General features: G+C 55.7%; 30 protein-coding genes. 11 read left to right on the top strand and 19 right to left on the bottom strand.

All coding sequences use genetic code 11. The features are described from left to right. Nucleotides 1-207: 207 nt before the first annotated feature. Entirely contained in the window at nucleotides 208-945 is a 738-nt protein-coding gene (locus ABNH10_RS02615) for a glutathione peroxidase (protein WP_349384628.1), read from the bottom strand. Between the two features lie 145 nt (nucleotides 946-1,090). Beyond that, a complete protein-coding gene (locus ABNH10_RS02610; RefSeq protein WP_349384627.1) occupies nucleotides 1,091-1,537 on the bottom strand; it encodes a Dps family protein in 447 nt (148 codons plus the stop codon). Nucleotides 1,538-1,843: 306 nt separating this feature from the next. Here ABNH10_RS02610 and trhA point away from each other — a divergent pair, with 306 nt between their 5' ends. The 4 genes from trhA to ABNH10_RS02590 all read left to right on the top strand — a co-directional run bounded on the left by trhA (nucleotide 1,844) and on the right by ABNH10_RS02590 (nucleotide 3,785). Further along, nucleotides 1,844-2,518: a PAQR family membrane homeostasis protein TrhA gene (gene trhA / locus ABNH10_RS02605; protein WP_349384626.1), complete on the top strand. Its 675-nt coding sequence runs from the start codon at nucleotides 1,844-1,846 to the stop codon at nucleotides 2,516-2,518. Nucleotides 2,519-2,615: 97 nt separating this feature from the next. Then, on the top strand, nucleotides 2,616-2,933 hold the full coding sequence (locus ABNH10_RS02600) for a metalloregulator ArsR/SmtB family transcription factor (protein ID WP_349384625.1): 318 nt from the start codon (nucleotides 2,616-2,618) through the stop codon (nucleotides 2,931-2,933). Then, nucleotides 2,923-3,363, top strand: a complete 441-nt coding sequence (locus ABNH10_RS02595; RefSeq protein ID WP_349384624.1) for a YeeE/YedE family protein — start codon at nucleotides 2,923-2,925, stop codon at nucleotides 3,361-3,363. Before ABNH10_RS02600 ends, ABNH10_RS02595 begins: the two co-directional genes overlap by 11 nt. Beyond that, entirely contained in the window at nucleotides 3,360-3,785 is a 426-nt protein-coding gene (locus tag ABNH10_RS02590; protein WP_349384623.1) for a DUF6691 family protein, read from the top strand. The genes ABNH10_RS02595 and ABNH10_RS02590 overlap by 4 nt, the downstream gene beginning before the upstream one ends. A gap of 134 nt (nucleotides 3,786-3,919) precedes the next feature. On the opposite strand, the gene ABNH10_RS02585 is transcribed toward ABNH10_RS02590, so the two are convergent. Both ABNH10_RS02585 and ABNH10_RS02580 read right to left on the bottom strand, forming a co-directional pair. Next, entirely contained in the window at nucleotides 3,920-4,396 is a 477-nt protein-coding gene (locus ABNH10_RS02585) for a glutathione peroxidase (RefSeq protein ID WP_349384622.1), read from the bottom strand. Nucleotides 4,397-4,539: 143 nt separating this feature from the next. After that, nucleotides 4,540-5,214 carry a type 1 glutamine amidotransferase domain-containing protein gene (locus ABNH10_RS02580; RefSeq protein ID WP_349384621.1) on the bottom strand — a complete coding sequence of 225 codons (675 nt, stop codon included), beginning with the start codon at nucleotides 5,212-5,214 and terminating at the stop codon, nucleotides 4,540-4,542. A gap of 138 nt (nucleotides 5,215-5,352) precedes the next feature. On the opposite strand from ABNH10_RS02580, the gene ABNH10_RS02575 reads away from it, so the two are divergent. Continuing rightward, on the top strand, nucleotides 5,353-6,705 hold the full coding sequence (locus ABNH10_RS02575) for a deoxyguanosinetriphosphate triphosphohydrolase (protein ID WP_349384620.1): 1,353 nt from the start codon (nucleotides 5,353-5,355) through the stop codon (nucleotides 6,703-6,705). A 128-nt stretch (nucleotides 6,706-6,833) separates the two neighbouring features. Here the strand turns inward: ABNH10_RS02575 and ABNH10_RS02570 are convergent, their stop codons facing one another. The 3 genes from ABNH10_RS02570 to ABNH10_RS02560 form a co-directional block, all read right to left on the bottom strand. Beyond that, nucleotides 6,834-7,946, bottom strand: coding sequence for a 5-(carboxyamino)imidazole ribonucleotide synthase (locus tag ABNH10_RS02570; RefSeq protein ID WP_349384619.1), 1,113 nt, complete (start codon nucleotides 7,944-7,946; stop codon nucleotides 6,834-6,836). A gap of 45 nt (nucleotides 7,947-7,991) precedes the next feature. Next, complete coding sequence (gene purE, locus ABNH10_RS02565; protein WP_349384618.1) at nucleotides 7,992-8,483, bottom strand: 5-(carboxyamino)imidazole ribonucleotide mutase; 492 nt, start codon at nucleotides 8,481-8,483, stop codon at nucleotides 7,992-7,994. A 364-nt stretch (nucleotides 8,484-8,847) separates the two neighbouring features. Further along, the gene (locus ABNH10_RS02560; protein WP_349384617.1) at nucleotides 8,848-9,675 is read right to left on the bottom strand and encodes an NAD-dependent epimerase/dehydratase family protein; all 828 of its coding nucleotides are present in this window, start codon (nucleotides 9,673-9,675) and stop codon (nucleotides 8,848-8,850) included. Between the two features lie 136 nt (nucleotides 9,676-9,811). On the opposite strand from ABNH10_RS02560, the gene ABNH10_RS02555 reads away from it, so the two are divergent. Continuing rightward, on the top strand, nucleotides 9,812-10,714 hold the full coding sequence (locus ABNH10_RS02555; protein ID WP_349384616.1) for a hydrogen peroxide-inducible genes activator: 903 nt from the start codon (nucleotides 9,812-9,814) through the stop codon (nucleotides 10,712-10,714). Nucleotides 10,715-10,831: 117 nt separating this feature from the next. Then, nucleotides 10,832-12,943 (top strand): ATP-dependent DNA helicase RecG, encoded by a 2,112-nt coding sequence (gene recG, locus ABNH10_RS02550; RefSeq protein ID WP_349384615.1) that lies wholly within the window; start codon nucleotides 10,832-10,834, stop codon nucleotides 12,941-12,943. Nucleotides 12,944-13,588: 645 nt separating this feature from the next. On the opposite strand, the gene ABNH10_RS02545 is transcribed toward recG, so the two are convergent. From ABNH10_RS02545 to ABNH10_RS02535, 3 genes are all read right to left on the bottom strand, one after another. Next, on the bottom strand, nucleotides 13,589-13,951 hold the full coding sequence (locus tag ABNH10_RS02545) for a SpoIIAA family protein (RefSeq protein WP_349384614.1): 363 nt from the start codon (nucleotides 13,949-13,951) through the stop codon (nucleotides 13,589-13,591). 77 nt (nucleotides 13,952-14,028) lie between these two features. Beyond that, on the bottom strand, nucleotides 14,029-14,505 hold the full coding sequence (locus tag ABNH10_RS02540; protein ID WP_349384613.1) for a hypothetical protein: 477 nt from the start codon (nucleotides 14,503-14,505) through the stop codon (nucleotides 14,029-14,031). Nucleotides 14,506-14,660: 155 nt separating this feature from the next. Continuing rightward, the gene (locus ABNH10_RS02535; RefSeq protein WP_349384612.1) at nucleotides 14,661-15,107 is read right to left on the bottom strand and encodes a YtoQ family protein; all 447 of its coding nucleotides are present in this window, start codon (nucleotides 15,105-15,107) and stop codon (nucleotides 14,661-14,663) included. A 128-nt stretch (nucleotides 15,108-15,235) separates the two neighbouring features. Here ABNH10_RS02535 and ABNH10_RS02530 point away from each other — a divergent pair, with 128 nt between their 5' ends. After that, nucleotides 15,236-16,039, top strand: a complete 804-nt coding sequence (locus ABNH10_RS02530) for a DUF3298 and DUF4163 domain-containing protein (RefSeq protein ID WP_349384611.1) — start codon at nucleotides 15,236-15,238, stop codon at nucleotides 16,037-16,039. A 188-nt stretch (nucleotides 16,040-16,227) separates the two neighbouring features. On the opposite strand, the gene cobS is transcribed toward ABNH10_RS02530, so the two are convergent. Beyond that, the gene (cobS, locus tag ABNH10_RS02525) at nucleotides 16,228-17,013 is read right to left on the bottom strand and encodes an adenosylcobinamide-GDP ribazoletransferase (RefSeq protein WP_349384610.1); all 786 of its coding nucleotides are present in this window, start codon (nucleotides 17,011-17,013) and stop codon (nucleotides 16,228-16,230) included. 195 nt (nucleotides 17,014-17,208) lie between these two features. Then, nucleotides 17,209-18,093 (bottom strand): LysR family transcriptional regulator, encoded by an 885-nt coding sequence (locus tag ABNH10_RS02520; protein ID WP_041704598.1) that lies wholly within the window; start codon nucleotides 18,091-18,093, stop codon nucleotides 17,209-17,211. A 151-nt stretch (nucleotides 18,094-18,244) separates the two neighbouring features. On the opposite strand from ABNH10_RS02520, the gene ABNH10_RS02515 reads away from it, so the two are divergent. After that, nucleotides 18,245-19,021: a ferredoxin--NADP reductase gene (locus ABNH10_RS02515; protein WP_349384609.1), complete on the top strand. Its 777-nt coding sequence runs from the start codon at nucleotides 18,245-18,247 to the stop codon at nucleotides 19,019-19,021. A gap of 109 nt (nucleotides 19,022-19,130) precedes the next feature. Here the strand turns inward: ABNH10_RS02515 and ABNH10_RS02510 are convergent, their stop codons facing one another. Beyond that, the gene (locus ABNH10_RS02510; protein ID WP_349384608.1) at nucleotides 19,131-20,120 is read right to left on the bottom strand and encodes an AraC family transcriptional regulator; all 990 of its coding nucleotides are present in this window, start codon (nucleotides 20,118-20,120) and stop codon (nucleotides 19,131-19,133) included. A 181-nt stretch (nucleotides 20,121-20,301) separates the two neighbouring features. Here ABNH10_RS02510 and ABNH10_RS02505 point away from each other — a divergent pair, with 181 nt between their 5' ends. Further along, nucleotides 20,302-21,162, top strand: coding sequence for a metal-dependent hydrolase (locus ABNH10_RS02505; RefSeq protein ID WP_349384607.1), 861 nt, complete (start codon nucleotides 20,302-20,304; stop codon nucleotides 21,160-21,162). 104 nt (nucleotides 21,163-21,266) lie between these two features. Here the strand turns inward: ABNH10_RS02505 and ABNH10_RS02500 are convergent, their stop codons facing one another. From ABNH10_RS02500 to ABNH10_RS02485, 4 genes are all read right to left on the bottom strand, one after another. Beyond that, entirely contained in the window at nucleotides 21,267-21,971 is a 705-nt protein-coding gene (locus ABNH10_RS02500) for a hypothetical protein (protein WP_349384606.1), read from the bottom strand. A 261-nt stretch (nucleotides 21,972-22,232) separates the two neighbouring features. After that, entirely contained in the window at nucleotides 22,233-22,433 is a 201-nt protein-coding gene (locus tag ABNH10_RS02495) for a YheV family putative metal-binding protein (RefSeq protein WP_349384605.1), read from the bottom strand. Nucleotides 22,434-22,509: 76 nt separating this feature from the next. Then, a complete protein-coding gene (gene prlC / locus ABNH10_RS02490) occupies nucleotides 22,510-24,543 on the bottom strand; it encodes an oligopeptidase A (protein ID WP_349384604.1) in 2,034 nt (677 codons plus the stop codon). Further along, nucleotides 24,521-24,712 carry a hypothetical protein gene (locus tag ABNH10_RS02485; RefSeq protein WP_349384603.1) on the bottom strand — a complete coding sequence of 64 codons (192 nt, stop codon included), beginning with the start codon at nucleotides 24,710-24,712 and terminating at the stop codon, nucleotides 24,521-24,523. Before ABNH10_RS02485 ends, prlC begins: the two co-directional genes overlap by 23 nt. A gap of 43 nt (nucleotides 24,713-24,755) precedes the next feature. Between ABNH10_RS02485 and ABNH10_RS02480 the strand changes: the two genes are divergently transcribed. Continuing rightward, nucleotides 24,756-25,292 (top strand): gamma carbonic anhydrase family protein, encoded by a 537-nt coding sequence (locus tag ABNH10_RS02480; RefSeq protein WP_349384602.1) that lies wholly within the window; start codon nucleotides 24,756-24,758, stop codon nucleotides 25,290-25,292. A 91-nt stretch (nucleotides 25,293-25,383) separates the two neighbouring features. Here ABNH10_RS02480 and ABNH10_RS02475 read toward each other — a convergent pair whose 3' ends face one another. After that, complete coding sequence (locus tag ABNH10_RS02475) at nucleotides 25,384-26,364, bottom strand: lipid A deacylase LpxR family protein (RefSeq protein WP_349384601.1); 981 nt, start codon at nucleotides 26,362-26,364, stop codon at nucleotides 25,384-25,386. A 63-nt stretch (nucleotides 26,365-26,427) separates the two neighbouring features. Next, nucleotides 26,428-26,856 (bottom strand): ion channel, encoded by a 429-nt coding sequence (locus ABNH10_RS02470; protein WP_011587435.1) that lies wholly within the window; start codon nucleotides 26,854-26,856, stop codon nucleotides 26,428-26,430. Between the last annotated feature and the right edge of the window lie 6 nt (nucleotides 26,857-26,862).

The following is a 26,862-nucleotide window of genomic DNA, read 5'->3' as shown; positions in this document are numbered from 1 at the left end:
TTTCCTCGCACCAATTTTGTACCTTATCAGGAGCAAGAATAATGGAGATATGGGAATTGCGTTACCGCGATAAATAAACGTTCGTCAGCTGCGGGCCTAACGGATAGAGCATGCAAACTGAACGGCGCTGCAGCCGCACAGCGGCACAAAAAAGGGCCCGCTGACGCCGGCCCAAAGGGGGAAAAGTTCGCATTGAAACGTTGCGGGTTAGCCCTGTTGCAGCCAAGCCTCCAACTCATCAGCGCCACCAATGCGTTCACCTTCGATGTAAATCTGCGGCGTGGTGCCCGCACCGGTGACCGCGGCCAGAGAGCTGTAGCTCAACCCACGGCTCCCCAGTTCGATTTCTTCAAAGGCATAGCCGCTATCTGCCAGCGCCTTCTTAGCGCGGGCACAGTGTGGACACCCCGGCTTGGTGAACACCGTTACACGCTTAGGCAGAACCGCTTCGCCATTGATGTATTTCAGCATGGTATCCGCATCGGACACCTCGAACGGATCGCCAGCCTTATCGGGTTCAATAAACATGCGGTCGATAACACCGTCTTTCACCAGCATAGAATAGCGCCAGCTGCGCGGGCCAAAACCCAAGTCCTGCTTATCCACCAGCATACCCATCTTGTCGGTGAACTCACCGTTACCATCCGGGATAAAGCGGATGTTGCCAGCGGCCTGGTCACCGGCCCAAGCATTCATAACAAAGCCATCATTCACAGACAGACAGACAATATCGTCTATACCGTTGGCTTTCAGTACGGGCGCCAGTTCATTATACCGCGGCAAGTGGGTCGACGAACAGGTGGGGGTAAATGCCCCGGGCAAAGCAAACACCACTACGTTTTTGCCTTTGAACAGGTCATCGGAGGTGACATCTTTCCATTCATTGCCTTCCCGGGTGCGAAACGTTACTGCCGGGACAGACTGATTTTCACGACTCTCAAACATACACTTACTCCCTAGATAGAATCGACGCCGCTTACTGAAAGGGCGACGCTCTCAAGTACAGGATTAAGAGTAGCCGCCCCATAAAAATCAATAAAGTCGATTAACTCTATCCAGGCAATTGCCCATTCCTATCAGTAGAGGCTTATTAACCCAGATGCGCCGAGAGCATCCATGCGGATTTCTCGTGAATCTCGATTCGGTTACTGGCTACCGCGCCAGACCCTTCATCTTCATGTTCACCGGCGAGTTTCAGCACTCGGTTAGCGCGTTCGGCCACAGTATGGTGGTCCTCTGCCAGCTCCTTGATCATACCCGATGCATCCGGATCGCCAGTGGCGTCCTGCACTGTGGACAATTTTGCGAACTCGCTATAGCTGCCCGGTGCCTTCCAGCCCAGCGCACGAATACGCTCAGCAATGGTGTCCACCGCTTCCGCCAGGTCGATATATTGCTGCTCAAACAACAGGTGCAAGCTATGAAACATGGGGCCGGTCACATTCCAATGGTACTTGTGCGTTTTGAGATACAACGTGTAACTCTCGGCCAATAGTTTGCTTAGTTCTTCCGCGACCTGCTTGTTGTGTTCAATCATGTAGAGTCTCCTTTTCCCGTATTGTCCTCGCCAGCGGCGCCAAGGGTTCCCGCTGCTCGCCGGGTTCCTTGATACCATTGGGTTCGAGAACTGCATTTCAACAGCGCTGCCTTGCCAGCATCCTCTGCTCTTGTGATTACAAGATTAGAGGGGACATCTTGTCAAACGTTCCTCTGCAGGCGACACCTTTGTGTTATCGCTCACATAGGCAAATCCAATGTGAACATCTGTCCGATTTGGCGCTTTACACTCAGGGCGACGCCTCGGCATGATGCAATCTCCTCCATAACCGAAAGAAGACTCGCAATGGCCAAAGCCCCCAATCCGGAACCTCCCTATTCGATTCTGGAAGAATGGCTCAATGGACTAACCCACGGCATTGGCGCAGCCCTGAGCATTGCCGGTACCGTGATCCTGGTGGTTGCGGCCAGCCTGTTGGGCGATCCCTGGAAGATTGTCAGTTTTAGCATTTTCGGCGCCAGCCTGATTCTGCTCTACAGCGCCAGCGCGCTCTATCATAGTCTGCGCAACCCGAAGTGGCGCGCCGCTTTCAAAATGCTGGATCACTGCGCCATCTATTGTTTGATTGCCGGCACTTACACGCCTTTTCTGCTGGTCAACCTGCGGGGCCAGACCGGCTGGATTCTGTTTGCCGTGATCTGGGTGTTGGCGCTCACCGGCATCGCCCTGAAGGCGCTGTATGGCCACCGCTTCAAACTAATGCGCGTGGGCATTTACCTCGCCATGGGCTGGCTGATTGTGGTCGCCTCCAACGACCTGACCACCAAGCTCAACGATACCGGCTTCTGGCTGATCCTGGCTGGAGGCATCACCTATACCGTGGGAGTGATCTTCTACTTGGCCGACCGCTTTATCCCCTTCAATCATGCCATTTGGCACTTGTTTGTTATGGGCGGCAGTATTTGTCATTTTCTCTCGGTCTATTACGGCGTGCTGCCTTTTACCACTCCCGTCGGCTGATCCGCCTTGCAATACATAAACAAAATTCGAAAAAGGCTTGAGCTCTGAATGGCAACAATATAATTTTTACTTAATTATATATTGTTGGATCCGCTTCATGATTACGATCGATCCCGACACCCTACGCGACAATGCCCTGGAAGCCAGCCAGCTACTTAAGGCGCTGTCTCACCCAGACAGGTTGATGCTGTTATGTCGCCTCGCGGAAGGCGAACGCAGCGTCAGTGAACTGGAGCCCTTAGTGGGCGTTTACCAACCCTCCCTCTCCCAGCAGCTAGGCATATTACGCCGCGAAGGGCTCGTCAATAGCCGCCGGGAAGGCAAGCAGGTGTTCTATCAGGTCGCCAACCCGGATGCCCTGGCGGTACTGGAAGTGCTGTATCAACGCTTCTGCGAGAACGCCAATGACCATTGATTGGAACAGTTTTACGCCTTGGTCGTCACTGGCAGGCGGCCTTTTGATCGGTCTATCGGCCCTACTGCTGCTCCATGCCAACGGTCGCATCGCCGGCATCAGCGGCATTCTCGGCGGGCTACTGCGCACCGGACAAGGAGACAACCACTGGCGGCTGGCGTTTCTACTAGGCTTACTGTGTGCGCCATTACTGTGGCGCATGCTGGCTGAGCTGCCACCCCTGATCATCAAGGCTGACTGGCCTGTACTCATTGCTGCTGGCCTGCTGGTTGGTATCAGCACCCGCTACGGTGCGGGCTGCACCAGTGGCCACGGTGTATGCGGCGTCTCCCGCCTTTCCCCCCGTTCACTGGTTGCCACCCTGACATTCATGGCCGGCGGTTTTGCTACCGTATACTTGGTGCGCCATTTGCTGGGGGTCGCCCTGTGAATCGATCATTACTGACGGCCTTCTTGAGCGGCCTGATTTTTGGCGCCGGGCTGCTGCTGGCCGGCATGGCCAACCCGGCCAAAGTGCTGGCCTTTCTGGATTTGGCCGGCCCCTGGGATCCGTCGTTGGCCTTGGTGATGGGGGGTGCAGTGGTCGTCGCCGCCGTTGGCTTCGCCACCGCCCGTGGCCGCCAACACGCCTGGAGCGGTGAGGCTATGAAAATACCCAGCCGCCGTGACTTGGATGCTCGTCTGATTCTTGGCGCGCTGGGGTTCGGCATCGGCTGGGGGCTAGCCGGCTTCTGCCCGGGGCCCGCGTTGGTGGCACTGGGCACCGGCAGCCTAAAAGGTATCGTTTTCGTGGCGGCCATGATTGCCGGGATGGGCATTTTTGAGATACTGGAAAAACGCAAACGCGCGTAAAGGCAGCGACAAGCCACGTATTTGGCCTTCAAACTCTGCAAAACCCTGCCCGCCCGCACCTTTCGAAGCGTGGGCGGCAGAGTTACCGTATGTTCATGACTGGGTCGCGCTATTGCGTGTGGCTAGCCCATTTTCTACAGAAGCGCTTCAATATCCTTTTGGATCGCTTCCGGCTTGTCCGTAGGCGCGTAACGCTTCACCACCTTGCCGTCCTTGTTTATCAGGAACTTAGTGAAGTTCCACTTGATGCTCTTGCTACCCAGTACGCCCGGTGCTTCCTTTTTCAGAAAGTCATACACCGGGTGAGCATCTCCCCCATTCACATCCACCTTATCGAACAGGGTGAAGCTGACACCGTAATTTTTTTCACAGAAGGCACCAATTTCATCCGCCGCTCCTGGCTCCTGTTTGCCAAACTGGTTACAGGGGAACCCAAGAATCTCCAGCCCTTTTGGTTGCAAGGTTTTATACAGCGTCTCCAACCCTTTGTACTGAGGCGTAAAACCACATTTGCTGGCCGTATTGACGATCAGCAGCACCTTGCCCTGGAAATCGGCCAGGGACTTTTCTTCACCATTCAACGTGATGGCACTGTAATCATAGATTCCCATGATCTCTCCTGACGATGAAACCCGAATGCAAACAAGTGAGATGCCTACAAGTACAAACCGCTAACAGGCAGGCTGCGTCTAACAATACTGCAAGCGACTATCGGCTGCGAGGATACCAGCCTAACGTGGCGGCTAGCCGCTATTCATTTGCTGTAGAGCTGGCGAATCACCGCCTCCGCCACGACACGGCTGGACTGCGGATTCTGACCGGTGACCAGTTTGCCATCGGTAACTGCGTGGGCCGCGAAATCATCCGCCAAATCCAGCTGGGCTCCCAGGCCTTCAAGTCGAGACGCCAACAGAAACGGCATTACCTCATCGAGGCCCACTTCCCGCTCTTCACTGTTCGTGAAACAGGCCACTGCTTTATTCTGCACCAGTGGTGCGCCCTGCTCGTCTCGCAGCCCCACCAACGCGGCCGGGCCGTGGCAAACCGCGCCCAGCAAACCACCCTGAGCCCAAGTTCGCTCCATGACGGCCGCTACCAGGGGGTTATCCGGCATATCAAACATGGCGCCATGTCCGCCAGGCACAAAGACACCGGCAAAACCGTCTTCCCACACCGCCTCCAGTTCACGGGTGTTCTGCAAAACATCAATCGCCTCAGCCCACGCTTTTTTATCACTTTCATCGGGATCTGAGTTCGGGTCCACGGGAATTTTTCCGCCTTTCGGGCTGGCCACCACCACCGGGATTTTGTTTTCCTTGAATAACAAATAGGGCACTGCGAACTCTTCCAGCCACAGACCCGTCTGCTGATTTTCGCCCATTTCTGATGCGCTGGTAACGAGCATTAATAACGGTTTGTCCAAATTCATGTGTCCTCCTGTCGGTGGCCACTCTCGGCTTGCGTACATCGTGTTGTGCATAACAACACCGACCATGGCAACATGCTGTGAAGTAACCGTGGGCTTTTACCCTGCCCGACTCAAGGCCCCTGGAAGGTTTTTTACGATATGGATTGGCACCAACTGCTAAACAAGGCTCGCCTGGGTGGCCGCACCGCCAAAGATGAAAGTGGCCGCACCGCCTTTCTTCGTGACCATGATAAAATCATTTTTTCCGGCGCCTTTCGGCGCCTAGCCCGCAAGACTCAAGTCCATCCTCTGGCCACCAATGACCACGTTCACAATCGTCTGACCCACTCATTAGAGGTGTCTTGCGTAGGCCGCACCTTGGGCATTCGTGTGGGCGAGCGCCTGCAAGAAAGAGGCCTGTTACCCGGTACCGTCAGCGCCACCGATTTGGGCGATATCGTGCAGTCTGCCTGCCTGGCCCATGACATCGGCAACCCGCCTTTTGGCCACACCGGTGAGCGGGCTATTCGCGCCTGGTTCCAGGAACGAGGGCAACGCTTTCTGGATATGCTGCCCGCCCACCAGCAAACCGACCTGACCTTTTTTGAAGGTAATGCACAGGGCTTTCGCATCATCACCAAGAGCGAGTACCACCAGTACGATGGCGGCATGCGGCTCACCTATGCGACCTTGGCAACCTTCCTGAAATACCCCTGGTTATCCGCCGATGCCGGCGCTGCCAGCAGCAAGCCGGGGAAATACAGCACTTTTGTGTCGGAAACCGACGCCTTCCATGAAGTGGCCCACGCCACCGGCCTGCAGCAACACAGCCCCGGTCGCTTTTGCCGGCACCCACTGGCGTACTTGATGGAAGCCGCCGATGATTTTTGCTACGCCATTATTGACCTGGAAGATGGGCTGGAAATGGACCTGCTGCACTGGGATGAAGTGTACGCCTTGCTGCAACCGGCCCTGCCAGACAGTGAAGAAGTGCGCGAACTGATTCATTCGGATATACGTGATGGCCGCAAAGCCGCCCTGCTACGCGGCAAAATTATCGAACGGTTTATCGAGGCAGGCGTAGAAGCCTTTGTGGCCAACCATGAACGGTTATTACAGGGTCGTATGGAAGGCGACCTGATCAGCCACTGCGAACCGGCCGTGCGTGATGTAGTGGAAAATGCCAAACAACTTTCCCGCTCAAAAGTGTTCGAACACCCCCGCAAAATCGAGCTGGAAATTGGCGCTTTTGAAGTGATGGGCGCATTACTGGATGGTTTGATCGAAGCCGCCGTATCCCATGCTTGCAATAGCACAAAAAACTATCGCCACGAGCGCATCATCGATTTGATTGGTCGGCACAGTTTCCCGGCGGATCTAGAGCAACTACCGGAACAGGAAAGAATGTACCAATGCATCATGCGCGCGCTGGATTTTCTGGCAGGCATGACCGACAACTACGCTACCTATTTGGCCAAGCAGTTTTCCGGGATGGCAGAAACGCGATACTGACTCTCACAACCGGTCCATCCAAGGGCCTTGTTCTCCACACCTCTGCATCAGTGCAAGAATCCCCTTGGCTGCCATAATTTTCCTTCGCCGGATTCTGCTTTGCAGGGAAAGCAGCAGACCCTCGGGCATTACCAGTGACCAGCATTCAGCTCGTCATCCAGCACCTGCTGATACCCTTCTGGCAGGACATCCGCCCAAGCATCCAGGCCTTGGCGCAAATCCTCCAGTGACGAGGCCACTAGATTGGCGTGGCCTACTTTTCGACCCGGGCTCACGCTCTTCCCATACCAGTGCACTACGCCGGGGTGTTGCAACCAGGCGCTTTCGAACGGAATACCAATCAAATTGACCATGGCGGAGGGCCCATGCACATTCAAGGCATGCAGCGGTACTCCGGCCAGAGCATGAACGTGCAAATCGAACTGAGACCAGTCCGCGCCTTCGTGGGTCCAGTGCCCGGAGTTATGCACCCGCGGGGCAATTTCGTTGACCATCAACTGGCCATCCACCTCAAAAAATTCCACCGCCATGACGCCGGCATAATCCAGCTCTTCCATAATGCCCTTGAGCATTTTTTCCGCCGGCTCTTGGAGGCTCGTACAGGCGTTGGCCGGGGCCAAGCTCAGGCGGAGAATGCCATCCACGTGCCAGTTTCGGGTGAGCGGGTAGAACAGCGTTTCTCCGGTAACACTGCGAGCACCCACAATGGATAACTCACGCCGAAACGGAATTTTCTTTTCTACAATGGCTTTGCCAGCCAGCTCAGCGGTGGGCACCGCACTCAAATCATTCCCGTCGCCGACGATCCAGGTGCCTCGGCCGTCATAGCCACCGCTGCGGGCTTTTACCACCACACCGCCAAACTCAGCCACCGCGCGGGTCAGATCTTCAGGCTGGTCCAGGGTTACCCACGGGGCTGTGGGGATACCCAGCTTGTCCAGCATGCTTTTCTGGGTGAATCGGTCGGGGATGACTTGCAAGGCGCCGCGCGCCACACAGCGATCGCTTTGGGCCAGTTCGGCGGAAAAGCCGGTTTCCGGGAAAGCTTCACGTTCCACGGTAATCACCGGGTAACGCTCCTGGCATTCCTCCCAACTGATCGGCACCGCCAAATCCGAGGTACCCGGCAACAACAGGGCCCGTTCTGGATCATAACGATCCACCACCAGACCCAACCGGGCCGCAGCTTCAGCCATCATCAGGCCAAGCTGGCCACCACCAAGAACAAGTACGCGATTCATAGCAGATCCGTCAGAGCAAACAAGGAAAGGAGCAGCGCAAAAGGGTTAACCCTGGCCCAATTCGGCATTGGCGAGGACCTCATCCGCACGAGAAACCTTCCAGTCGGCAATAGCCTGCAGCAGCGCCGAGTTCTCTGCCGCCAACATTTGGCAGGCCAACAGGCCCGCGTTCCAGGCCCCCGCCGCGCCGATGGCCAAGGTGCCCACAGCCACCCCTTTGGGCATCTGCACGATGGAGAGGAGGCTGTCCCAGCCGGACAACGCACGGCTTTTCACTGGCACACCCAACACCGGCAACGGCGTCAGGGACGCGATCATGCCGGGCAAATGGGCCGCGCCGCCAGCACCGGCTATGATCACCTTGTAGCCGTTTTCGTGGGCGCTTTTGGCAAAGTCATACATGCGCTGGGGCGTGCGGTGAGCGGAGACCACCTCGGCCTTCCAACCCACATTAAATTGGGTCAGGGCGTCACAGGCTTCTTTCATGGTCTCCCAGTCAGATTGGGACCCCATTACCACGGCAACCGGCGTGCTCATTCGCATTACTCCATTGCGCCCATTACGGGCTTTTGCGGCGCATCAGGACCAAGCCACGCCAGCACAGAAAAAATTGAGGCGCACACTTTACTAATGCCAGCGCCGGAGGCAAGTCTATCGACGAAAAAATGATCGACGATAAAGCTCTCGGCCGACAGGTGGGCGATTTTAGCGTGATTTGGCTGGGAATGCGCTTCTGCCTACTCATGCTCCATTTTGATTAAAAAGCTGAGGCGCAAGCGACAACCCAAAAAACGGGGCAGGACCTCATTATTTGAAATGCAGTGCCCGCGCTTCCGAATAAGAGCGGGGGCGCGGGCACTGCATTGGATTCATACCGCCTACTCGTATTACCGATTGACGCTTATCTTTCTGCCAACACCTGAGCATAGCCGTCCTGGTACCCGGGATATTGCAGGGCGTAATGGCCCTGCTGGATATAAAGGCTCGTCACCTGCTTGCCCGCCGCGGGGCCATCCGGCACGGCCAGGGTCAGACCTTGCTGGTCCGCCAGCCATTTCAGCACATCCAGATTGCGACCGCCTACCGCGTCGGTGCCGATCACCAATGGCGGCATTTCATGCCCATTCAGCCAGCCCAGCACCACGCTATGCAACAGCCCAACGCAATCGTCACGGTGAATCCGATTAGTCCACTGGGGGGCGGGCAGGCTTTCTTCGCCACGGGCCAATTTGGCCGCCTTGTCGATCTGCCGATATCGTCCGGGCCCATAGATACCGGTAAAGCGCACTACGGTGCCCAGGCTACGGGTGCTGATTTCCTCTTCCGCCGCCAGCAACACCTTGCCGTTAAAGCGTTCCGGACGAGGCGGGGTGAGTTCATTGACCACGCCCTCCACCTCGCCAAACACCGCACTACTGGAGACAAACACCACCGGCGGCAGCGGCTGCTGGCCTCCCAAAGCGTCCAATAACATTAGCGGCGCCCGGACAAAAGCCTGCAAATACCCTTCTTCGCTGTATTCGCTGGGAGTCATGATGATGACCAATAAATCCACCGGGTCCGGCGGTAGCATGGCCGCCCCTGCAGTCAAATCTTGGCTATACAAATCCACCCCGGCCGGCGCCTGCTCACCACGACGGATGGCACTGATACGGTGCCCGTCTGCAATTAATTGTTTGGCCAAGCCGCTGCCCAGGTCGCCCAGACCGGCAATCAAAATATGAGACATGAAGACTCCTTGCGTCGCGCCATTAACTCAATGCCAAACGCCGAGCGCGGGCGTTCTTACCTCAGCCATCCGGCATCTAGCGTATGGCACCGTTAATATGCACAATGGTATCCAATCGAATAAGTGTATCAATGCCATGACATTAACAGAACTTCGCTATCTGGTCGCCTTAGCCCGCGAACGCCATTTTGGCCACGCGGCCCAAGCCTGCAACGTAAGCCAACCGACTCTGAGTGCAGCCATTAAAAAACTGGAAGAGCAGCTAGGCATGCCTCTGTTCGAGCGGCGCCCCCGGGAAGTGGTGGTTACGCCGCAGGCCGAACCCATTGTCGCGCAAGCCCAGCGCGTACTGGAACAGGCGGATTTGCTTTCCCAGATGGCCATGAGCCAGCGAGACCAGCTCGGTTCACCGCTGCGGGTTGGCGCAATCTTTACCGTTGCTCCTTATCTGTTTCCCACCATGGTGCCGCGGGTCCGCGAAGCCGCACCGGAAATGCCGCTATTTATCGAAGAGAATTACACTCACGTATTGCGGCGCAAGCTGGAGCATGGCGAGCTGGACGCGATCATCGTTGCCTTGCCGTTCTCCGGTGGCGGCTTGGTGCGTGCGCGCATGTACGAGGAATCTTTTTCGGTGCTGTTACCGGCAGACCACCCTTGGACTAGGCAAAAGAAAATTGCCCCTGAACAATTGCTTAGCGAGACCCTGCTATTGCTCGGTGAAGGACACTGTTTCCGCGACCAGGTGCTGGAACTGTGCCCCGCCATCGACTCCCAGCACCAGCGCAATTTGGTGCAAATCGAAGGCGGTTCCTTGGAGACCCTGAGGCATATGGTCGCTGGCGGCCTGGGCGTCACCGTGCTGCCCAATTCGGCCTTGCATCAACACGGATACGACAAACACACTTTTGCGGTGCGCCCGTTTGAAGAGCCGGTGCCTTCGCGAACCATTGCTCTAGTCTGGCGCGATAGCTTCCCGCGTCCCAAAGCCATCGAAGTGTTGCGCCAGACGGTACCCAAGGAAGGGTTGTCGGGATAACGATGAACAGGCCGGTTTCTCCCTGCAGGAACACCTCTCAAGGTGCGAACCGGCTTGCCGGCGCACTTCCAAGCACCCTCCGCACCTCAACAGGTGCCGTTATGGCGACCTGGCATCATGGCCGGTGACTCCCTCTCCAGCTTGCCCCTGAGCCACCTCAAGGGCGTAGGGCCAGCGGCCGCCGAGAAACTGGCCAAGCTGGGCCTGCATAACCTGGAAGACCTGCTCTTCCACCTGCCGTTCCGCTACGAAGACCGCACCCGCATCTCACCCATCGGCAGCCTGCGCCCGGAAACCGGTGTGGTCATCGAGGGCCAAGTAATGGCCGCCGATGTGATATTTGGCCGACGCCGCTCCCTGCTTTGCAAAGTGGCTGACGGCACCGGCATGGTGACGCTGCGTTTCTACCATTTCAGCGCAGCACAGAAGAATAACCTGGAGCGCGGCAGGACCATTCGTGTCTATGGCGAGCCCCGCCCGGGTTCCGCCGGGCTGGAATTTTATCATCCGGAATACCAGCTGGATTATGCCGACAGCGGTCTGCCGCCACTGGAAAAGGCACTGACCCCGGTCTACCCCACCACCGATGGGGTCAGCCAGAAAACCCTGCGCAACCTCACCGGGCAGGCCCTGAATTACCTGCAGGCGCACCCTCCCCAAGAGCTGATCCCTGCCCAACTGCTGGATCGGAGCGGCCTGCCCAGCTTAGCCGACGCCTTGAGCAAACTGCATAATCCACGGCCGGATGACCCGGTGAACTTGCTGCTGGAAGGCCAACATCCGGCAGTGAAACGGCTGGTGATGGAAGAAATGGTGGCCCACCAGTTGGGCATGCTGCAAAAACGTGCCGGCCAGAAAGCCTTCCATGCCCCGCGTCTTGGCGGGCAGGCACTGTTTGAAAAACTACAGGATAGCCTGCCCTTTAGCCTCACTGGCGCCCAGAAACGAGTCATCAGTGAGCTGATGGGGGACATGAAACAACCCCACCCCATGCTACGGCTGGTGCAAGGCGATGTGGGCTCAGGCAAAACCCTGGTGGCCGCCGCCGCCGCCCTTGCCGCCATTGAGTCCGGCTATCAGGTCGCGTTAATGGCACCTACGGAGCTGCTGGCTGAACAGCACCGGGAAAACTTCCGCCACTGGCTGGCACCACTGGGTATTGAAGTGCACTGGCTGGCGGGCAGCCTCGGCGCAAAAGCCCGTAGGGAAACCAACGCAGCGCTGGCCGACGGCAGTGCGCACATCGTGGTCGGCACCCATGCGTTGTTTCAAGAGGCTGTGCAATTCCATCGCCTCGGGCTCACCATCATTGATGAACAACACCGTTTCGGAGTGCAGCAACGCCTCGCCCTGCGCGAGAAAGGCCGTTTTGATAATGCCAACGGCAGCCAAGTGCCTCACCAGCTGACACTCACGGCCACCCCCATCCCCCGCACCCTGGCCATGAGCGTCTATGGCGATCTGGACACATCCGTGATCGACGAAATGCCACCGGGCCGCAAGCCCATCGACACCTTGGTGCTTCCCGAGAGCCGACGCCCCCAAGTAATCGAACGCATTAGCGATGCCTGCCGCCCCTCTGCCACAAAACAAAGCACTCAGGCCTATTGGGTCTGCACTTTAATTGAAGAGTCTGAAGAACTGCAGGCTCAGGCGGCGGAAGCAACATTTGCGGAATTACAGATTGCCTTGCCGGAGCTGAAGGTGGAACTGGTACACGGGCGCATGAAGGCGAAAGAAAAAGCCGAGCGTATGGCACGTTTTTCACGGGGAGAAGTGCAATTGCTGATTGCCACCACCGTCATCGAAGTGGGCGTGGATGTACCCAATGCCACCCTCATGGTAATGGAAAACGCCGAACGATTGGGCCTCGCGCAGCTACACCAGTTACGCGGTCGCGTAGGCCGGGGAGCCGAGCAAAGCTATTGTTTACTACTATACAAAAACCCCCTATCGCATACTGGCAAGCGGCGCCTGGCAGTGATGCGCGATACCACCGACGGTTTTGTTATTGCTGAAGAAGATTTGAAACTGCGTGGGCCCGGCGAGTGGCTGGGCACTCGCCAGACCGGCGACCTGGCCTTTCGCATCGCCGATCTGGTTCGCGATGAAGCGTTAATGGAGCCCGCCAAAGAGGTCGCCAACAGATTAATACAAGACTGCCCTCAGTGGATCGACCCCCTGTTACGTCGCTGGTTAAAGGGCGGCCAAGATTTTGCCGATATCTAATGCAGCAGCGTCTCTTTCAGGCCTTTTCTGACATGCCCCCCTAGAGCGACTTACCACTGGAATCCGCTTCGTTTACTCTGTCCCGAAAGAACGATACCGCACCCGTGCTCCCATTTAATAAACAACCAGGTATTGCCCTTAGAAGGGACGCTCGGAGTATATAAACGCAACGACTCACGGCCACCGACCAATGGCGGATACTCTAGCATCATCCCCATCCGCGATGGCTCGGCGCTTTTTTATACTCATCTCACGGCTTATGCAGGGCCACCACCAATATTATGCTTCCCCTTTTTTATCCTTATTCCGGTCCACACATGGCAACCCGTCAGGCGTTAACCCAATACAGTGATTCGCAAGCCGGTACACCGGCTAGCGACGGCAAGAGAGGGAGGGAGGCAGGTAGTGAGTAGTGAGGGAGAGCGCCACTGCCTGTCATCCGCTCAAGGGCAAGTAACCGCTCCCTCGATGCAGGCATGAACGTAAAAATAGCATCAACGATTTGCGCGGAAATTATCGCCGTGGCCGCTCAATCGCAGAAGGGAAGATCTTCCGCCCTTTACTGAACATCAAACGTCGAACGCTTGACGCTAAAGCGAAAAGGGTGACCGTAATGGTTCCGAACAGGGTGTGGAGTAGTAGCGATCACGTTTCGCAAATCCAAGCTTTTGCCGCTTCAGTGTCATCACTGGAAAACACTTTTACCTCAATAAAGGGAAGCAGCTTGTCCGCCAGAATGGATAGACGGCGCATCCAATCCTTGTCGGTGACCACCGCTTGACGATCAAAGTGTTTCCAATGGCTCAGCCCGAATTTCAGATCCTGGAACAACACATCCATGGACACCCCGCCAAAGGTCTCCATCTCAGCATAAAACCGCACTTTTGGCTGTTTTTGCAGGGCTGCTTCTAACGCCGAGGTAACCGCGTCGAACTCTGCTCGGGTCATTTTCCCCGAGATACGCGCACCGACAACTCGGTCATCATCGAAAGGGATTAACGTCAGCATGTTCCGCCTCCCATCTTTGTCGTGTCTACCACACCCTCGAAACTGGCAGGGGCGCGGGCATAAACATTATCGAGCGTCTACTGGGGAGCCTGCTCCTGAGCCGGCGAGGGCGCCGTCAGACTTTGCCACCCTTGTTTGGCCGCTTCCCAACTCCGCTGGAACTTCACCTTGGCCGCCTCCCAATTATCTTCGCTGGCACTCTGCAAGGCCTGGTAATGGCTCTCCAGAGCTGCTTGTTGCTCTTTCAAAGAAGCAAGCGCGTCCTGCTTCTGCAAACGCGTTTCTTGGGACAGCTCCTTCCACTGACTTTTGATATCGCCCTGCATCAGAGTGACTTGATGATTCAGATCATCCATAGCGTGACGAGCCACGCGCATGGCCTGATTTTTTTGTTCCACTGAATAGCTCTGGATATCTTCCAGAGTTTCTCCTATTTGGGTTTCTACTTTTTCCGGGTCGGGCGTTTTCACGTTAGGAACGCCTTCTGTCTCAGCCCACGCCGTAGCGGTGGTAACTAGCATGAGGGTGGCTGCGACCAATAATCGGTGTGTCATCGAGACAACTCCTTGCTTTGCTTTTTCACCTGTTCTGCCATGTGACAAGCCATACCGCAAAACGCTCCCCGCGATGATGCAAAAACACGTAAAAGAGCGTCAACCCATACGAAGACAGACTCTCGCCGTAGCCATTTCCCTCTGAGGCTCGGGTATCAAGCGTTAAGGATATACACCAGCATCTCCACGACCTGCTCCGGGGTGCGCGCCACCGCGTCGGCGGCGGCATCCACCTCTTTCAAGGGGTGATCATGCTCTTCATCGTGGAGAATGATCATCGGTGTTCCCAAGGCCGAGGTGTAACCGGCATCAAATGCCGCATTCCATTGCTTATACTTGGGGCCAAAACGCACCACTACAAGGTCGGCCTCATCAATCAGCTTACGGGTCCGGATACCATTGATGCCGGCGCCAAGGCGATCTTCCCAGAAACGCTTTTCTTCTGCGCCGAGAATACTCACTCCCACTTTGTCACTGGTCTCGTGGTCGGTCACTGGGGCACTGAACTCAATATCCAGCTCTTTCTCGGCGCAGCCTTGAACGATACGTTCGCGCCAGTCCGTGTGAATTTCTCCAGAAAGATAAACAGTCCAGAAACTCATGGCAATTCTCCCGATGGGTGGCTAAAAACGGCAGGATAGGCCCGCCTGATTGCAAAAGCCACCTTGAACCAGAGAGTCCACTGCCGTTAAATGCCACCTCGTTGTCATCGATTTCAGGAAGGTTTGCCATGCGTATAACACTGATGCTTCTGCTGGCCACTGTATTGCTGGCAGCGTGCGAAGACCCGGACGTGCCGGCCAAGCCCACAGAGAGTTCGGCCCCCACTGACAAGCCCGCCACCAGCAAAAAAGCCACTACACCACAAACTCTGGAAGGCGTTGTCCATACGCTGGAAAAAACCGATGAGCAGTGTGACGCTGACGGTTGCCCGAAAGTAAATCTGCAATGGCTGACATTTAAAAGCCAGACTGAACTCAATGACGCCATCACCCAGCACCTTGCCTCCATGCTAATTCAAGATGAGGACAACGCTACCCACAATGTCACCATCGAAAGCTTGGCCGATGCTTTTTTGCAGGACGCTTCAGATATGGCCATGGCCTCGAAGCAAAGCTGGGAGCTCAGCGCTACGGTGGAGAAGCAAGGTCGCCGCGGAGATCTGGTCACCCTGTCCATGGAAACCTATGAATACACCGGAGGCGCCCACGGCATGCCCAGCGTGCAGTACTTCCACTGGGACTTGGCCAAACAGCAAAAAGTGGCGTTAAACGACTTGCTGGTGCCTGGCCAACAATCCGCGTTCTGGGAAAAAGCTCGCCAGCAGCACAGCGTGTGGCTGGATAAGAAGAGTCTAGACCAAGCCTTCCGCGACAGCTGGCCGTTCGACAAAACGGATGACGTCTTCTTCACTGACAAAGGCCTAGTCCTGCAATACAACGTGTACCACATAGCCCCTTACGCCATGGGACAACCGACCCTGACGATTCCCTATGCGGACCTGGAAGGTATCTTGCGCGGCGCGTATTTATAGAAAGGAACGAGTTGAAAATTCAGCCTGGAAAACGCGAACAGAATAGATACACGCCGCTACATGCCGCGCCCGTGCTCAGAGGTTGCAGCCAATCAGTGACACCGACGATAGCGACAAGTCCAACCCGCGTTTTAACTTTAAATTTTTATTTTCAACTCGTGCCTTTCCTCTCACACCCCTCACCGTCCTCACACCCACAACAGCAAAAAAACCAACTCGGACAACACCACGCTGGCGCCCAACGTATCGCCGGTGTAGCCTCGCAACTGCCGCCACAGATAAGCACCCCACAGCAAGCCCACGGCAGTAACCGCTAGTAGCGCCGGCATTACCCCCCCTGCTAAAACGACGATCAGCAATGTGGTCACCGTGGCAACAGCCAACCGCTGCGCACTAAACCCTTCCGCCACCGGTTTGCTTTTACTGGTATTTGGATCAGTCACATACGGCAAAAATCGCATTAACCACAATGGCGTTAACCGGCTAACGACCGGGCTCAGCAATAAGGCAAGCCAGACCGTTTTCGCCTCCGCCAGCAACAGGCCCTTTAACCCCAACGCCATGATCAGCGCCACCGTCCCATAGGTGCCAATGCGGCTATCTTTCATGATTTCAAGGCGCCGGGCCACGGTATAGCCACCCCCTAGCGCATCCACGCTGTCCGCCAGCCCATCCTCATGAAAAGCCCCGGTGATCCACAGGTGGAACACCAATATTAGCGCCACACAAATTCCAGTGGCCCAGAAAGCATCGAGCAATACAAATAAGCCCGCGTACAGCGCGCCCAGCAACAGCCCCACCAGAGGAAAATACACGCTGGAGCGATTCATTAAGGTCTGGCTGTAATCAATACGTACCAGCATCGGTATTCGGGTGAGAAAACCCACCGCCAGCCAGAACGCCTGCCACTCTTCTTGCCAGTCTCTGTGGGTAAACCTTTGCTGCGCGTGGTGATGACTTTGATGCTTCTTCATTAGGCTTCCTGCTATCAATCACGATAAGGCTATCTCTTTTCCCGCTGCGCGACGCCATACCGAACAAGGCGCACAACTAGGCGCCCAGGCTAATGATAAAATGCGACGTGGAGACGAGAAAGAACGCCTTCCTCCCGCCCTCGGGGGCATCCCCCCGCTGGCCAAAACAACGCAACGGCCTGGCGCTGCGACACATTACTGCACGGAAGCGCGGCATAATTCCAGCCATCGCTCGATCCCTGGGCTACGGTACTTTTGACGGTGCAACACAAAATAGAATTCCCGATTGAAGTCACGGTGTGGCACCGACAACTCCACCAAAGACCCTCGCTTGAACGCCTCTTGCAAGCACACCCGCGACAGACAACTGATCCCCAGCCCTGTTTCCACCGCCCGTTTAATGGCCTCCGTGTGTTCCAGCTCCAGGGCCAGATCTAACTCAGCCACCAGGCCATGCAAAGCCCGCTCGAAGGTCTGGCGAGTCCCCGAGCCCGACTCACGGACAATCCAGTGGGCCGCTCGCAGGTCTTCATCAGTAAGTGCTTGCTTACTTGATAGCGGATGATCCGGGCTACAGAAGACCACCAGCTCGTCCTCCCGCCAAGGTAACAGCTCCAGATCTGGATGATTCAGCTCACCCTCTATCAGGCCCAGATCCAGCTCAAAGCTCAGCACCCGATCAACAATGGAGCGAGTATTAGCCACCTCCAAGTGCACCCGGGCGCCGGGCTGCTGAGCCATGTAATCCGCCATAATCGCCACCGCCAGATAATTGCCAATGGTCAGAGTGGCGCCCACATTCAGACGTCCCAAGTCCCGGCGGGATTGCAGATCGGATTCCAGCTCACGGGCCTGGGCCAGCAGCGCTTCTGCACGGGGCCAGAACTGGCGGCCCAGTTCATTGAGCTTCAATCGCTTGCCGGCCCGCTCAAAAAATTTTATATCGTAAAGGCCTTCCAGTTCCTTAAGTGCCCCGGAAGCCGCCGACTGAGACATGCTCAGATGGTGAGCCGCATGGCTCACATTTTCAAAGTGCGCAATGGCCAGAAAGACTTCCAGCTGCCTGAGGGTATAGCGCATGACCATCTCTTTATGATTGAATGAGAATTATTCTTAAATGAATGATATCGGATTCCCCGATAAGATCTATCGGTATAACCCATTTTACCGATAATTTCCATTCGGTTAAATTTCCACCATCTGGAATTTTGGAATAAGCGCTGATTTAACTATGTCTAATTTGAATACCGAAACCGTCAAAAGCGTTCGCCACTGGAACGACACCCTGTTCAGCTTTACCACCAGCCGGGACCCGGGTTTCCGTTTCAAAAACGGACATTTCACCATGATTGGTCTGGAGCAGGACAACGGCCGCCCACTGCTGCGCGCCTATTCCATTGCCAGCGCGAACTATGAGGAAGAACTGGAATTTTTCAGCATCAAGGTGCAAGACGGCCCGCTGACGTCCCAGCTGCAAAACATTCAGCCGGGCGACAAGATCTACGTGAGCCGCAAGCCCACCGGCACCTTGGTCGCCGACCACTTGCTGCCGGGCAAAAACCTGTGGTTGCTATCCACTGGCACGGGCCTCGCACCGTTCATGAGCATCATCAAGGATCCGGAGGTGTACGAACAGTACGACCGCGTCATTCTCACCCACGGGGTGCGTCATGTCTCCGAGTTGGCCTACCAGGACACCATTGAACACGAGCTGCCAAACAACGAGTTCTTCGGTGAGTTCGTTAACGGCAAACTGCTCTATTACCCCACCGTCACTCGAGAGCCGTTCCGCAACGAAGGTCGCCTCACCGACCTGATGACCAGCGGCAAGATTTTCGAGGACCTGGGCCAGCCCAAACCAAGCCTGGAAAACGACCGCTTCATGCTCTGCGGCAGCCCCGCGATGCTCAAGGACACCCAGGAAATTCTCGACGGCTGGGGCTTCAAGGAAACCCGCGGTGGCGAGCTGGGTGAGTACGTGATCGAGCGAGCGTTTGTGGAGAAATAACACGAGAGACAACATGGTCTTCGCTGTATTCAATCCACGATAGCAAACGTTTGACGTTCACCGCCGCCTTTTTGAGGTCTGTCTCATTCTGCGCAACGCAAAAACTGCGTTAGGCTTGCTGCTCTCGCCACTGACTGGGGGGCATGCCCATCCAGACCTTAAAGGCGCGGGTGAAATTGGCCGGATCGGCAAAGCCCAGCAACTGGCTAATACGCTGAATTTCCATATCGGACGCTGCCAGCAGATGGCAGCTGTCCCGGCGCCGGGCTTCTTCTAGCAGTGATTGAAAGCCCTGCCCCCTTTCCTGCAAACGGCGCCGCAGGGTACGAGATGTCAGGTGTAGATGTGCGGCAAGCTGCTCCGGGGTCGGGTAGCCCTCAGCATCGAGAACCAGCAACTCGCGTACCTGGCGCAGCAGGGTATCACCGGGGGCCAACAAGGCACTTTCCCGCTCGCACTGGGCCAGAGCCTGACTCAGCGCTTCCGGGTTTGCCGTAGGCAACGGGCTATCCAGCCACCGCTCGGCATCCGGCGCCCAAATACCCGCCCTAGGCTGACGATAACGCACCGAAACCGCGCTATCGCACAGAGTTTGGGCTGACGCTATCGGCTCGCCCTGCAGCCAAATTTCCGGCATCAGCGACAGGCCCGGAAGGATAAACCGCATGCCACTGGCCATGCTGCCCAGCATGGAGCTAAGCACCAGATCCTGCACTGCGGCAGGCAACATCACTTCCGGCAGCAACTCAAAAAACAGGCCGCCACCTTCGACCTTTACTTCAAGGGCGGCGCTACGGCCCCGCAGATCCCAGAAACGTTCCAGCAGGCCAATCGCTTCCCGGGCAGTACCGGCACACATGAGCAGGTAGCCTAGGTTGCCATGGGCAGTCAAAGGCATACGCTGCCCCACGGCCAAACCAATGCCGTTGTCGCCGGTCAAGGCCGCCGCGGCCACAAACACCTGAACGGTCTCCTGCAAAGACACTTGCCCGGTGGGATCGTCCAACCGTGACGGCAGCAACCCGGCCCGGGCCAGCAGCGTCTCCCGATCGACTCCCCGCTGAACGGCCACATCCACACACATGCGTGGATAGGTCACCGGCTGATTCCTTTGGCGAGTCCAGTCGGGAAATTGTGTCCAGGGTATGGTTGTTTTCGGCTCAGGCAATTTGGCCACCAATGACAAGCGCTTTGTCCGCCAAGCATCTCACGCCCTCACTGTGCTCACCAGTACCGTATAGGCCAAGTGCCACCGTTCCTTTTTCGCCAGGAGGCTCAATATGAATGCACCGGCAAAGCCGCTTCACGATAATCCCGCCGATAATCGACCGGCCATGGTGATTCCCACCGTCCGCCAACCGGAATTCGACTTGGCTGACGATGTGCCCAAATACTGGTGGGATAACGACCCGGTTAAAACCTTGATGCTTGGCGCCCTGTCCGCCAGCTTTCCCGCCGGGGAGCGATTTTTCATCGACTCAGTGCGCCATTACCAAAACCGCATTAACGATCCGGAGCTGAAAACAGCGGTACAAGCTTTTATCGGCCAAGAAGCCCACCACTCCAAAGAGCACAAACTGCTCAATGGCTACCTGGAAGAGCGAGGGGTTGGTCTTGGCCGCCTAGATCGTGAAATTCAGGTTTTTATGGACTGGATGCGCAAGAACCTGTCGCCGGAACGGCAGCTGGCCCACACCGTGGCAGTGGAACATCTCACCGCATTAATGGCCGAGGAGTTTCTGCTCAAGTATAGCGCTCTGGATGAAATGGACCCGCGCATGGCGCCGATCTGGGCTTGGCATGCCATTGAAGAGTCCGAGCACAAGGCCGTGGCGTTTGATGTGTACAAGCAAATCGGGGGCAGTGAATTCACCCGCATCACAGAAATGGCCTTCGTGAGCGTTCTCTTCCCGCTCTTTTCTACCCTGCATCTGGCACAACTAATGAAGGAACAGGGCGAGTTGACCAATGTGAAGTCGTGGCTGGGCGGCCTCAATTATATGTGGGGCAAACCTGGGGTGTTCCGCAAGCTGCTGCCCTCCTACTTCAGATTCTACAGCCCGAGCTTCCATCCCTGGCAGCACGATTCCCGCGATCTTGTGGAAAAAGCCAAGAAAAAATGGCTCGGTAACTGGGCCTGATGTTCATTTTTTCGGGAGACCACACGTCCAGGTGCCTGATGCCTTAAATCACAGATACAAACTTAAAAAAATTGTGTTTAATGGCCTCCGGCGCCCGGGGATTCTTACTCCACTTCGACCAGATCAAAGCTCTGTTTAATCTTGCCTCCCTCACGAATCGAGGCAAGCACGCTATTCAGGCGGGTCGGATCAAACGCCTGGGTCTGCAACTTGGCAATCTCGACATACAGGTTGGTTGCCGCTAGCACATTACTGGAGATGTCCTGGTCGCTATGTACCACACCAAAACTCACGTCCGGGCCGATCAGGTCGATAGTCTTGTTATCCAGCAACAGAGTATCGAACTCTGAGACTAGCGCGTGGGTAACGGTGTATTGTCCAGCCGGAGTGGTAATTACCTGGGGCGTTTCAAATTCGATGGTTTCTCGTGATTTCACATAGGTCCCTGGCGCCGCCACCGCCATGGGCAAGGCAAGACCAAAGCGCACCGATTTCGCCTTGGCGGATTTCACGTTGCCCTCTTTGTCGATAACAAATTGACGGCGCAGACCCGGCTCCATGCCCAGCGCCATCACCCGCCCCGTTTCATCCTGCCAAGAGAGCCCTACTTCATAACCGTCATCAAATTCCTGCAGCACTTCCCAGATAATAATCTGGTGCCCTCTGGCTGGATTTTTGATAACCGACTTGTCACCGACCTTTGCATCTTCATGGATATAAACATGGTCCGGCGCTTTCATTGCCGCAACCATGGGTACTTCCAGCAGGGAACAACCCTGCAGCATAGCCAGTGCAGAAAAACCTGCCATGCAGGTAAACCGGCATTGCGTCATTAACCCCATCCCTTCCCCCGATGTAAAATGCGCCGCAGCGCTGAAGAGATAACATTACCGTAGAATGTCGCACTACTGCGTTAATTTTTATTCATCTTGCATGAGGGAAGGTGAAGCAAGGGATCGCTATCACCCGGCCAACGACAAGCTCCATGGTTTGGAGCCTGTAGAACACGGGTTAACAGATAAAACGCTGGTGGCTAGCGAAGACGCGCCAGTTTGCTCACCGGGACAGCGCTATTTTTTCGGGCCAGGCTGTAAGGTTACCGGCTGGGCCAATACATCAGTGCCTTGCGCTGGTTTGTCGTCTAGGTCTTTTCGGGCGCCGCAGGCAACACATTCCATCCACTGATGATCACCCTCTATGACCCGCTGTATCTTGTCCACCTGCCCACACTCCGGGCAGCTAGCACCAGCAATAAATTGGCGTTTCATCATCTCTCTCTACTTAACCCCCCAGGCGCCCGGTGCCACGCGTATAGGCGTCGGCTCCGGGCGTTCGGTATCAGGTGGTTTATCCATTAATACCGCAATGACGCAACAAAGGTTCTACGCTAGGTTCACGACCGCGGAACGCCTTGAACAGCTCCATGGGCTCGCGGCTACCGCCTTTGGCAAGAATTTCCGTACGAAAAGCGCGTCCGGTTTCTTCGTTGAACTCGCCCTCTTCTTCAAAGCGAGAATAGGCATCCGCCGATAACACTTCTGCCCATTTGTAGCTGTAGTAACCCGCGGCATAACCACCGGCAAAAATATGCCCGAAGCTATTGGGGAAACGGTTAAATGAGGGCGGCTGAATCACTGCCACTTGTTCGCGCACCTCATCCAATATCTGATAAATATTCAGCCCCGGCTGGTATTCAGCATGAATACGCATGTCAAACAGAGAAAATTCAATCTGCCGCACCATCTGCATGGCACCCTGAAAGTTTTTTGCGGCAAGCATTTTCTCCAGCTTTTCCTTCGGTAGCGGCTCACCGGTTTGATAATGACCGGAAATCAGAGCAATACCTTCCTCGGTCCAGCACCAGTTTTCCAAAAATTGGCTAGGCAGCTCCACCGCATCCCAGGCCACACCATTAATACCGGAAATACCGGACACATCCTGCTCGGTGAGCATGTGGTGCAAACCGTGGCCGAATTCGTGAAACAGGGTCGCAACTTCATCGTGGGTCAACAGCCCCGGTTTGCCACCAGCCGGCGGCGCGAAATTACAAGTCAGGTAAGCCACCGGGGTCTGCACGCTGCCATCCGGTTGACGACGACGGATGCGAGCATCATCCATCCAGGCGCCCCCGCGCTTGCCAGTACGGGCATACATATCCAGATAGAACGCCGCACGGACACCGCCATCGTCATCCACCAACTCGTAGAAGCGCACATCCTCGTGCCAGGTGTCCACGTCCTTGCGTTGTTTAAACTGAATGCCAAACAACTTGCCGACCACCGAAAACATGCCATTGATTACCGTGTCTGCCGGGAACCAGGGGCGCAACTCTTCTTCGGAAATATCGTAACGGGCTTCGCGTAAACGCTCACTCCAAAAACCAATATCCCACGGATTCAAATCACCGGCACCTTGCTCGGCAGCAAACGCTTTCAGTTCCGCTAGTTCCTGCTCTGCCTGGGGTTTGGCGCGGCGCGCCAAGTCTTCGAGAAACTGTACAACCTCGCTAACATCTCTGGCCATTTTCGTCGCCAAAGATTCTTCAGCGTAGTTGGCGAAACCCAATAGCTGAGCCTGTTGATGTCGCAGCGCCAGGATCTCATCCATAATCGCCGCATTATCAAACTGCCCAGCTTGCGGCCCCTGATCGGAAGCCTTGGTGGTCCAGGCGGTGTACATTTCTTTGCGCAATTCTGCGTTTTTACAGTGGCTCATCACCGCGATAAAAACCGGGGCATCCAGGGTCAGTAACCAACCCTTTTTTTCCTCTGCTTTAGCGCGATCTGCGGCTCCGGCCTTGGCGCTTGCGGGCAAGCCATCAAGTTCATTCTCATCGGTGATCTGTTTGCTCCACGCTTGGGTAGCATCAAGCGCGTTGTCCGAGAATTGGCTGGTCAACTCAGATAACCGTTTTGAATTGGCCATGTATTGCGTTTTCTTTGCTTCCGGCAAGTCCACCCCGGACAAACGGAAATCACGCAGGGTATTGTCGATATCTTTTTGCTGGGCTTCACTCAGCGTGGCCCACTGATCGCTATCGCGCAGTGCCTGATAGGCAGCACAAAGGGCCGTATTCTGCCCCACTTCGGTAGCGTATTCGCTAAGCAGCGGCAAGCAATTATTATAGGCATTACGCAAGGGTTCATTCTGGGCCACGGCATTCAAATGTCCGGCGGGCCCAAATGCTTTACCGAGACGGTCATCTTCCTGGTCCAATGCCTGTACCAGGTGGGCATAATCGAAATCACCTTCGGCCAGCACCTGCTCGATACGGGCACGGCCCTCTGCTACCAGCTGCTCCACGGCAGGGAGAACATGTTCAGGTTGGATCTGTGAAAAAGGGGGGAGTGCTGGATAATCAATCAGCGGATTGTTGCTCATGGGTGTCCTGTCCTGCTTCGGGTTCAGCGTGTGTCTGCGCGGGCGGCAGCCGGTGGCGAGCGGTGTCGTCCGGCTGCAACAGCGTCTGGAATACCAGCCACTTGCTTAGCAGAAAAACGCCAAGCAAGATCAGTATGGCTAACATTATATGGGCGGGCTCGCGTGGCATGCTCGTCCCTGGCCATTGAAATGAACTATCGAGTGTATCAGTGATGGGGATTCGCCGCTTTGAAGACAAGGCCCCGCAGTTGGGGAAACGGGTATTTGTAGATGAGGACGCCACCGTGATTGGGGAGGTCATCCTGGGCGACGATTGTTCGGTGTGGCCCAAGGCCGTGATTCGGGGCGACATGCACGCCATTCGTATCGGTAACCGGGTCAGCATTCAGGATAATGCTGTACTGCACATCACCCACGACTCCCCGTTCAATCCCGGCGGTTTCGGGCTGCAGGTCGGCGACGATGTCACCCTGGCTCACCAAGCCATGTTGCACGGCTGCACCCTAGGCAACCGGGTCATGGTGGGTATGCAGGCAATCATTATGGACGGCGCTATTGTGGAAGACGATGTGATTGTCGCCGCCGGCTCATTGGTTGGGCCGGGCAAATATCTTGAAAGCGGCCACCTGTATCGCGGCCAACCCGCGCGCCAAATACGCCCGCTTACCGAAAAAGAAAAAGCTTTTTTGCCCTATGTAGCGGGTAATTATGTGCGCTTGAAAGATCGATATTTGAAAAGCAACCAATAACCAACGTCTAGCTGAGTGAAAATTAAGCGCATCCTAATCGGTGATACTCGCTTCGTTCACCCTCCTGATCTCACATAGCTCAAGCTCATAGCTAAATCTGCCACATGAACGACATGTTACCAAAACTGGAGCTCTCATCTCGGCTGCGCAGGGGCGAGGTGGAGCTTTGTATTGTCAAAGTGAACGAAAAGGTATCCCAGTGAACGCCGCCGCCCGCGGTCACACCCAACACCCCGTCGCGCGTTTCCACGTTATATTGCCTAGCGTGGGTCTCCAGGTAGGAATATCCAATATACTCACCAAAAGTGGAGATAAAAACTTCCCAGCCGAAGCCTGTGCCATCAAACAGCCCAACCAATGAGCCGGCTGTACCAATACCCGCATAGTCAGGAATAAAATTACCCGGCAGATTGTGACCCACACGCAAGAAACCACCGGCGGAACTGGTCCCGTGAAAATTGTTGGCATCTACACCCCAGGCATAACCGAGCTCACCCTGAAGCGCTGAATCCCACTGGAACTGTTTGAAACGGCGGGCATTAATGAAATAGAGGCCGCCAATCAAGTCCGTGCCCAACTGGTTATCCCACCCCTGCGGCTCATCAGACCCGGTGACCTTGTGGGCCAATTTTTGGCTTTGCTCCGCGCCCGAAGACGGACCCACTACACCAAGTCGCATGCCGTACCCTACCAGGCTATCGTCATCCCAACTGAACAGCCCCATTTCCAGGTTGCTGTATCCCGCATAAGGTAAATCATTGTAATTGGGGGCGGACTGACTGATATCCTTAGGCGTAATCATCATCTGTTCTAAGCTGAACGTCAGAGCATGCTGATCATCACGGAAGGCAATCCCCGGTAAGGGCGATAAAAAATCCGCCACTCCACAGGTAACACTGCTATTACTCTCACAATGGTCGTGAGCCTCTCCCACCCAACTGATACGCACGCCATTGGTGTAATGCCCGTCAGCACCCACAAACAAGTCATTATCCCAGGACAAGCCGAATGTAGAAGCTATAACACTTACTGGCAGCAATCCGCCTAACAACAGAATAAAGCGCAGAAACATATTTCACTCGGCATCAATGTGAAGCGGCCCTGATGATGAGCCGTCCCCCAACGCACAGGGGGGTTAAAAACGCCAACGACGCTGCATGACCAAAAACGCAAACGATGCTGACCACGTTATCAATATCAAACCATTCAGGGCTTCTACCCCAGCAATCAGACGCAAGGTTCCCACTGGAAATAGATCCCCCAACCCCAAAGAGGTATAGCAGGCGGCAGAGAAATACAGGTGATCCAAAAAACTGCCGTTCACCGCGCCGCCAATGCTCATGGCAGTATCTCCCACGTCCAACAGCAGATACACCCAAGCATAGAGTGTAATTTCCACCATGTGGGCCGCGAACATGACGATCACCACCACCAGGATTTCGCCGCGGAAACTTTTCCAGCGCTTAAGCAAGCCTGACAGGCTAGCCAAGGTCCAATAATGCAACATCACCGTAGCCAGCACCATGATCAGACTGACCACAGACGCGTACACCACCTCATACATTACCGT

This window comes from Alcanivorax sp. (genome assembly GCF_040119285.1).
Taxonomy (GTDB): Bacteria; Pseudomonadota; Gammaproteobacteria; order Pseudomonadales; family Alcanivoracaceae; genus Alcanivorax.
Note: the sequence above shows the minus strand (reverse complement) of the source record. Positions and strands in the feature narration are given on the sequence as shown.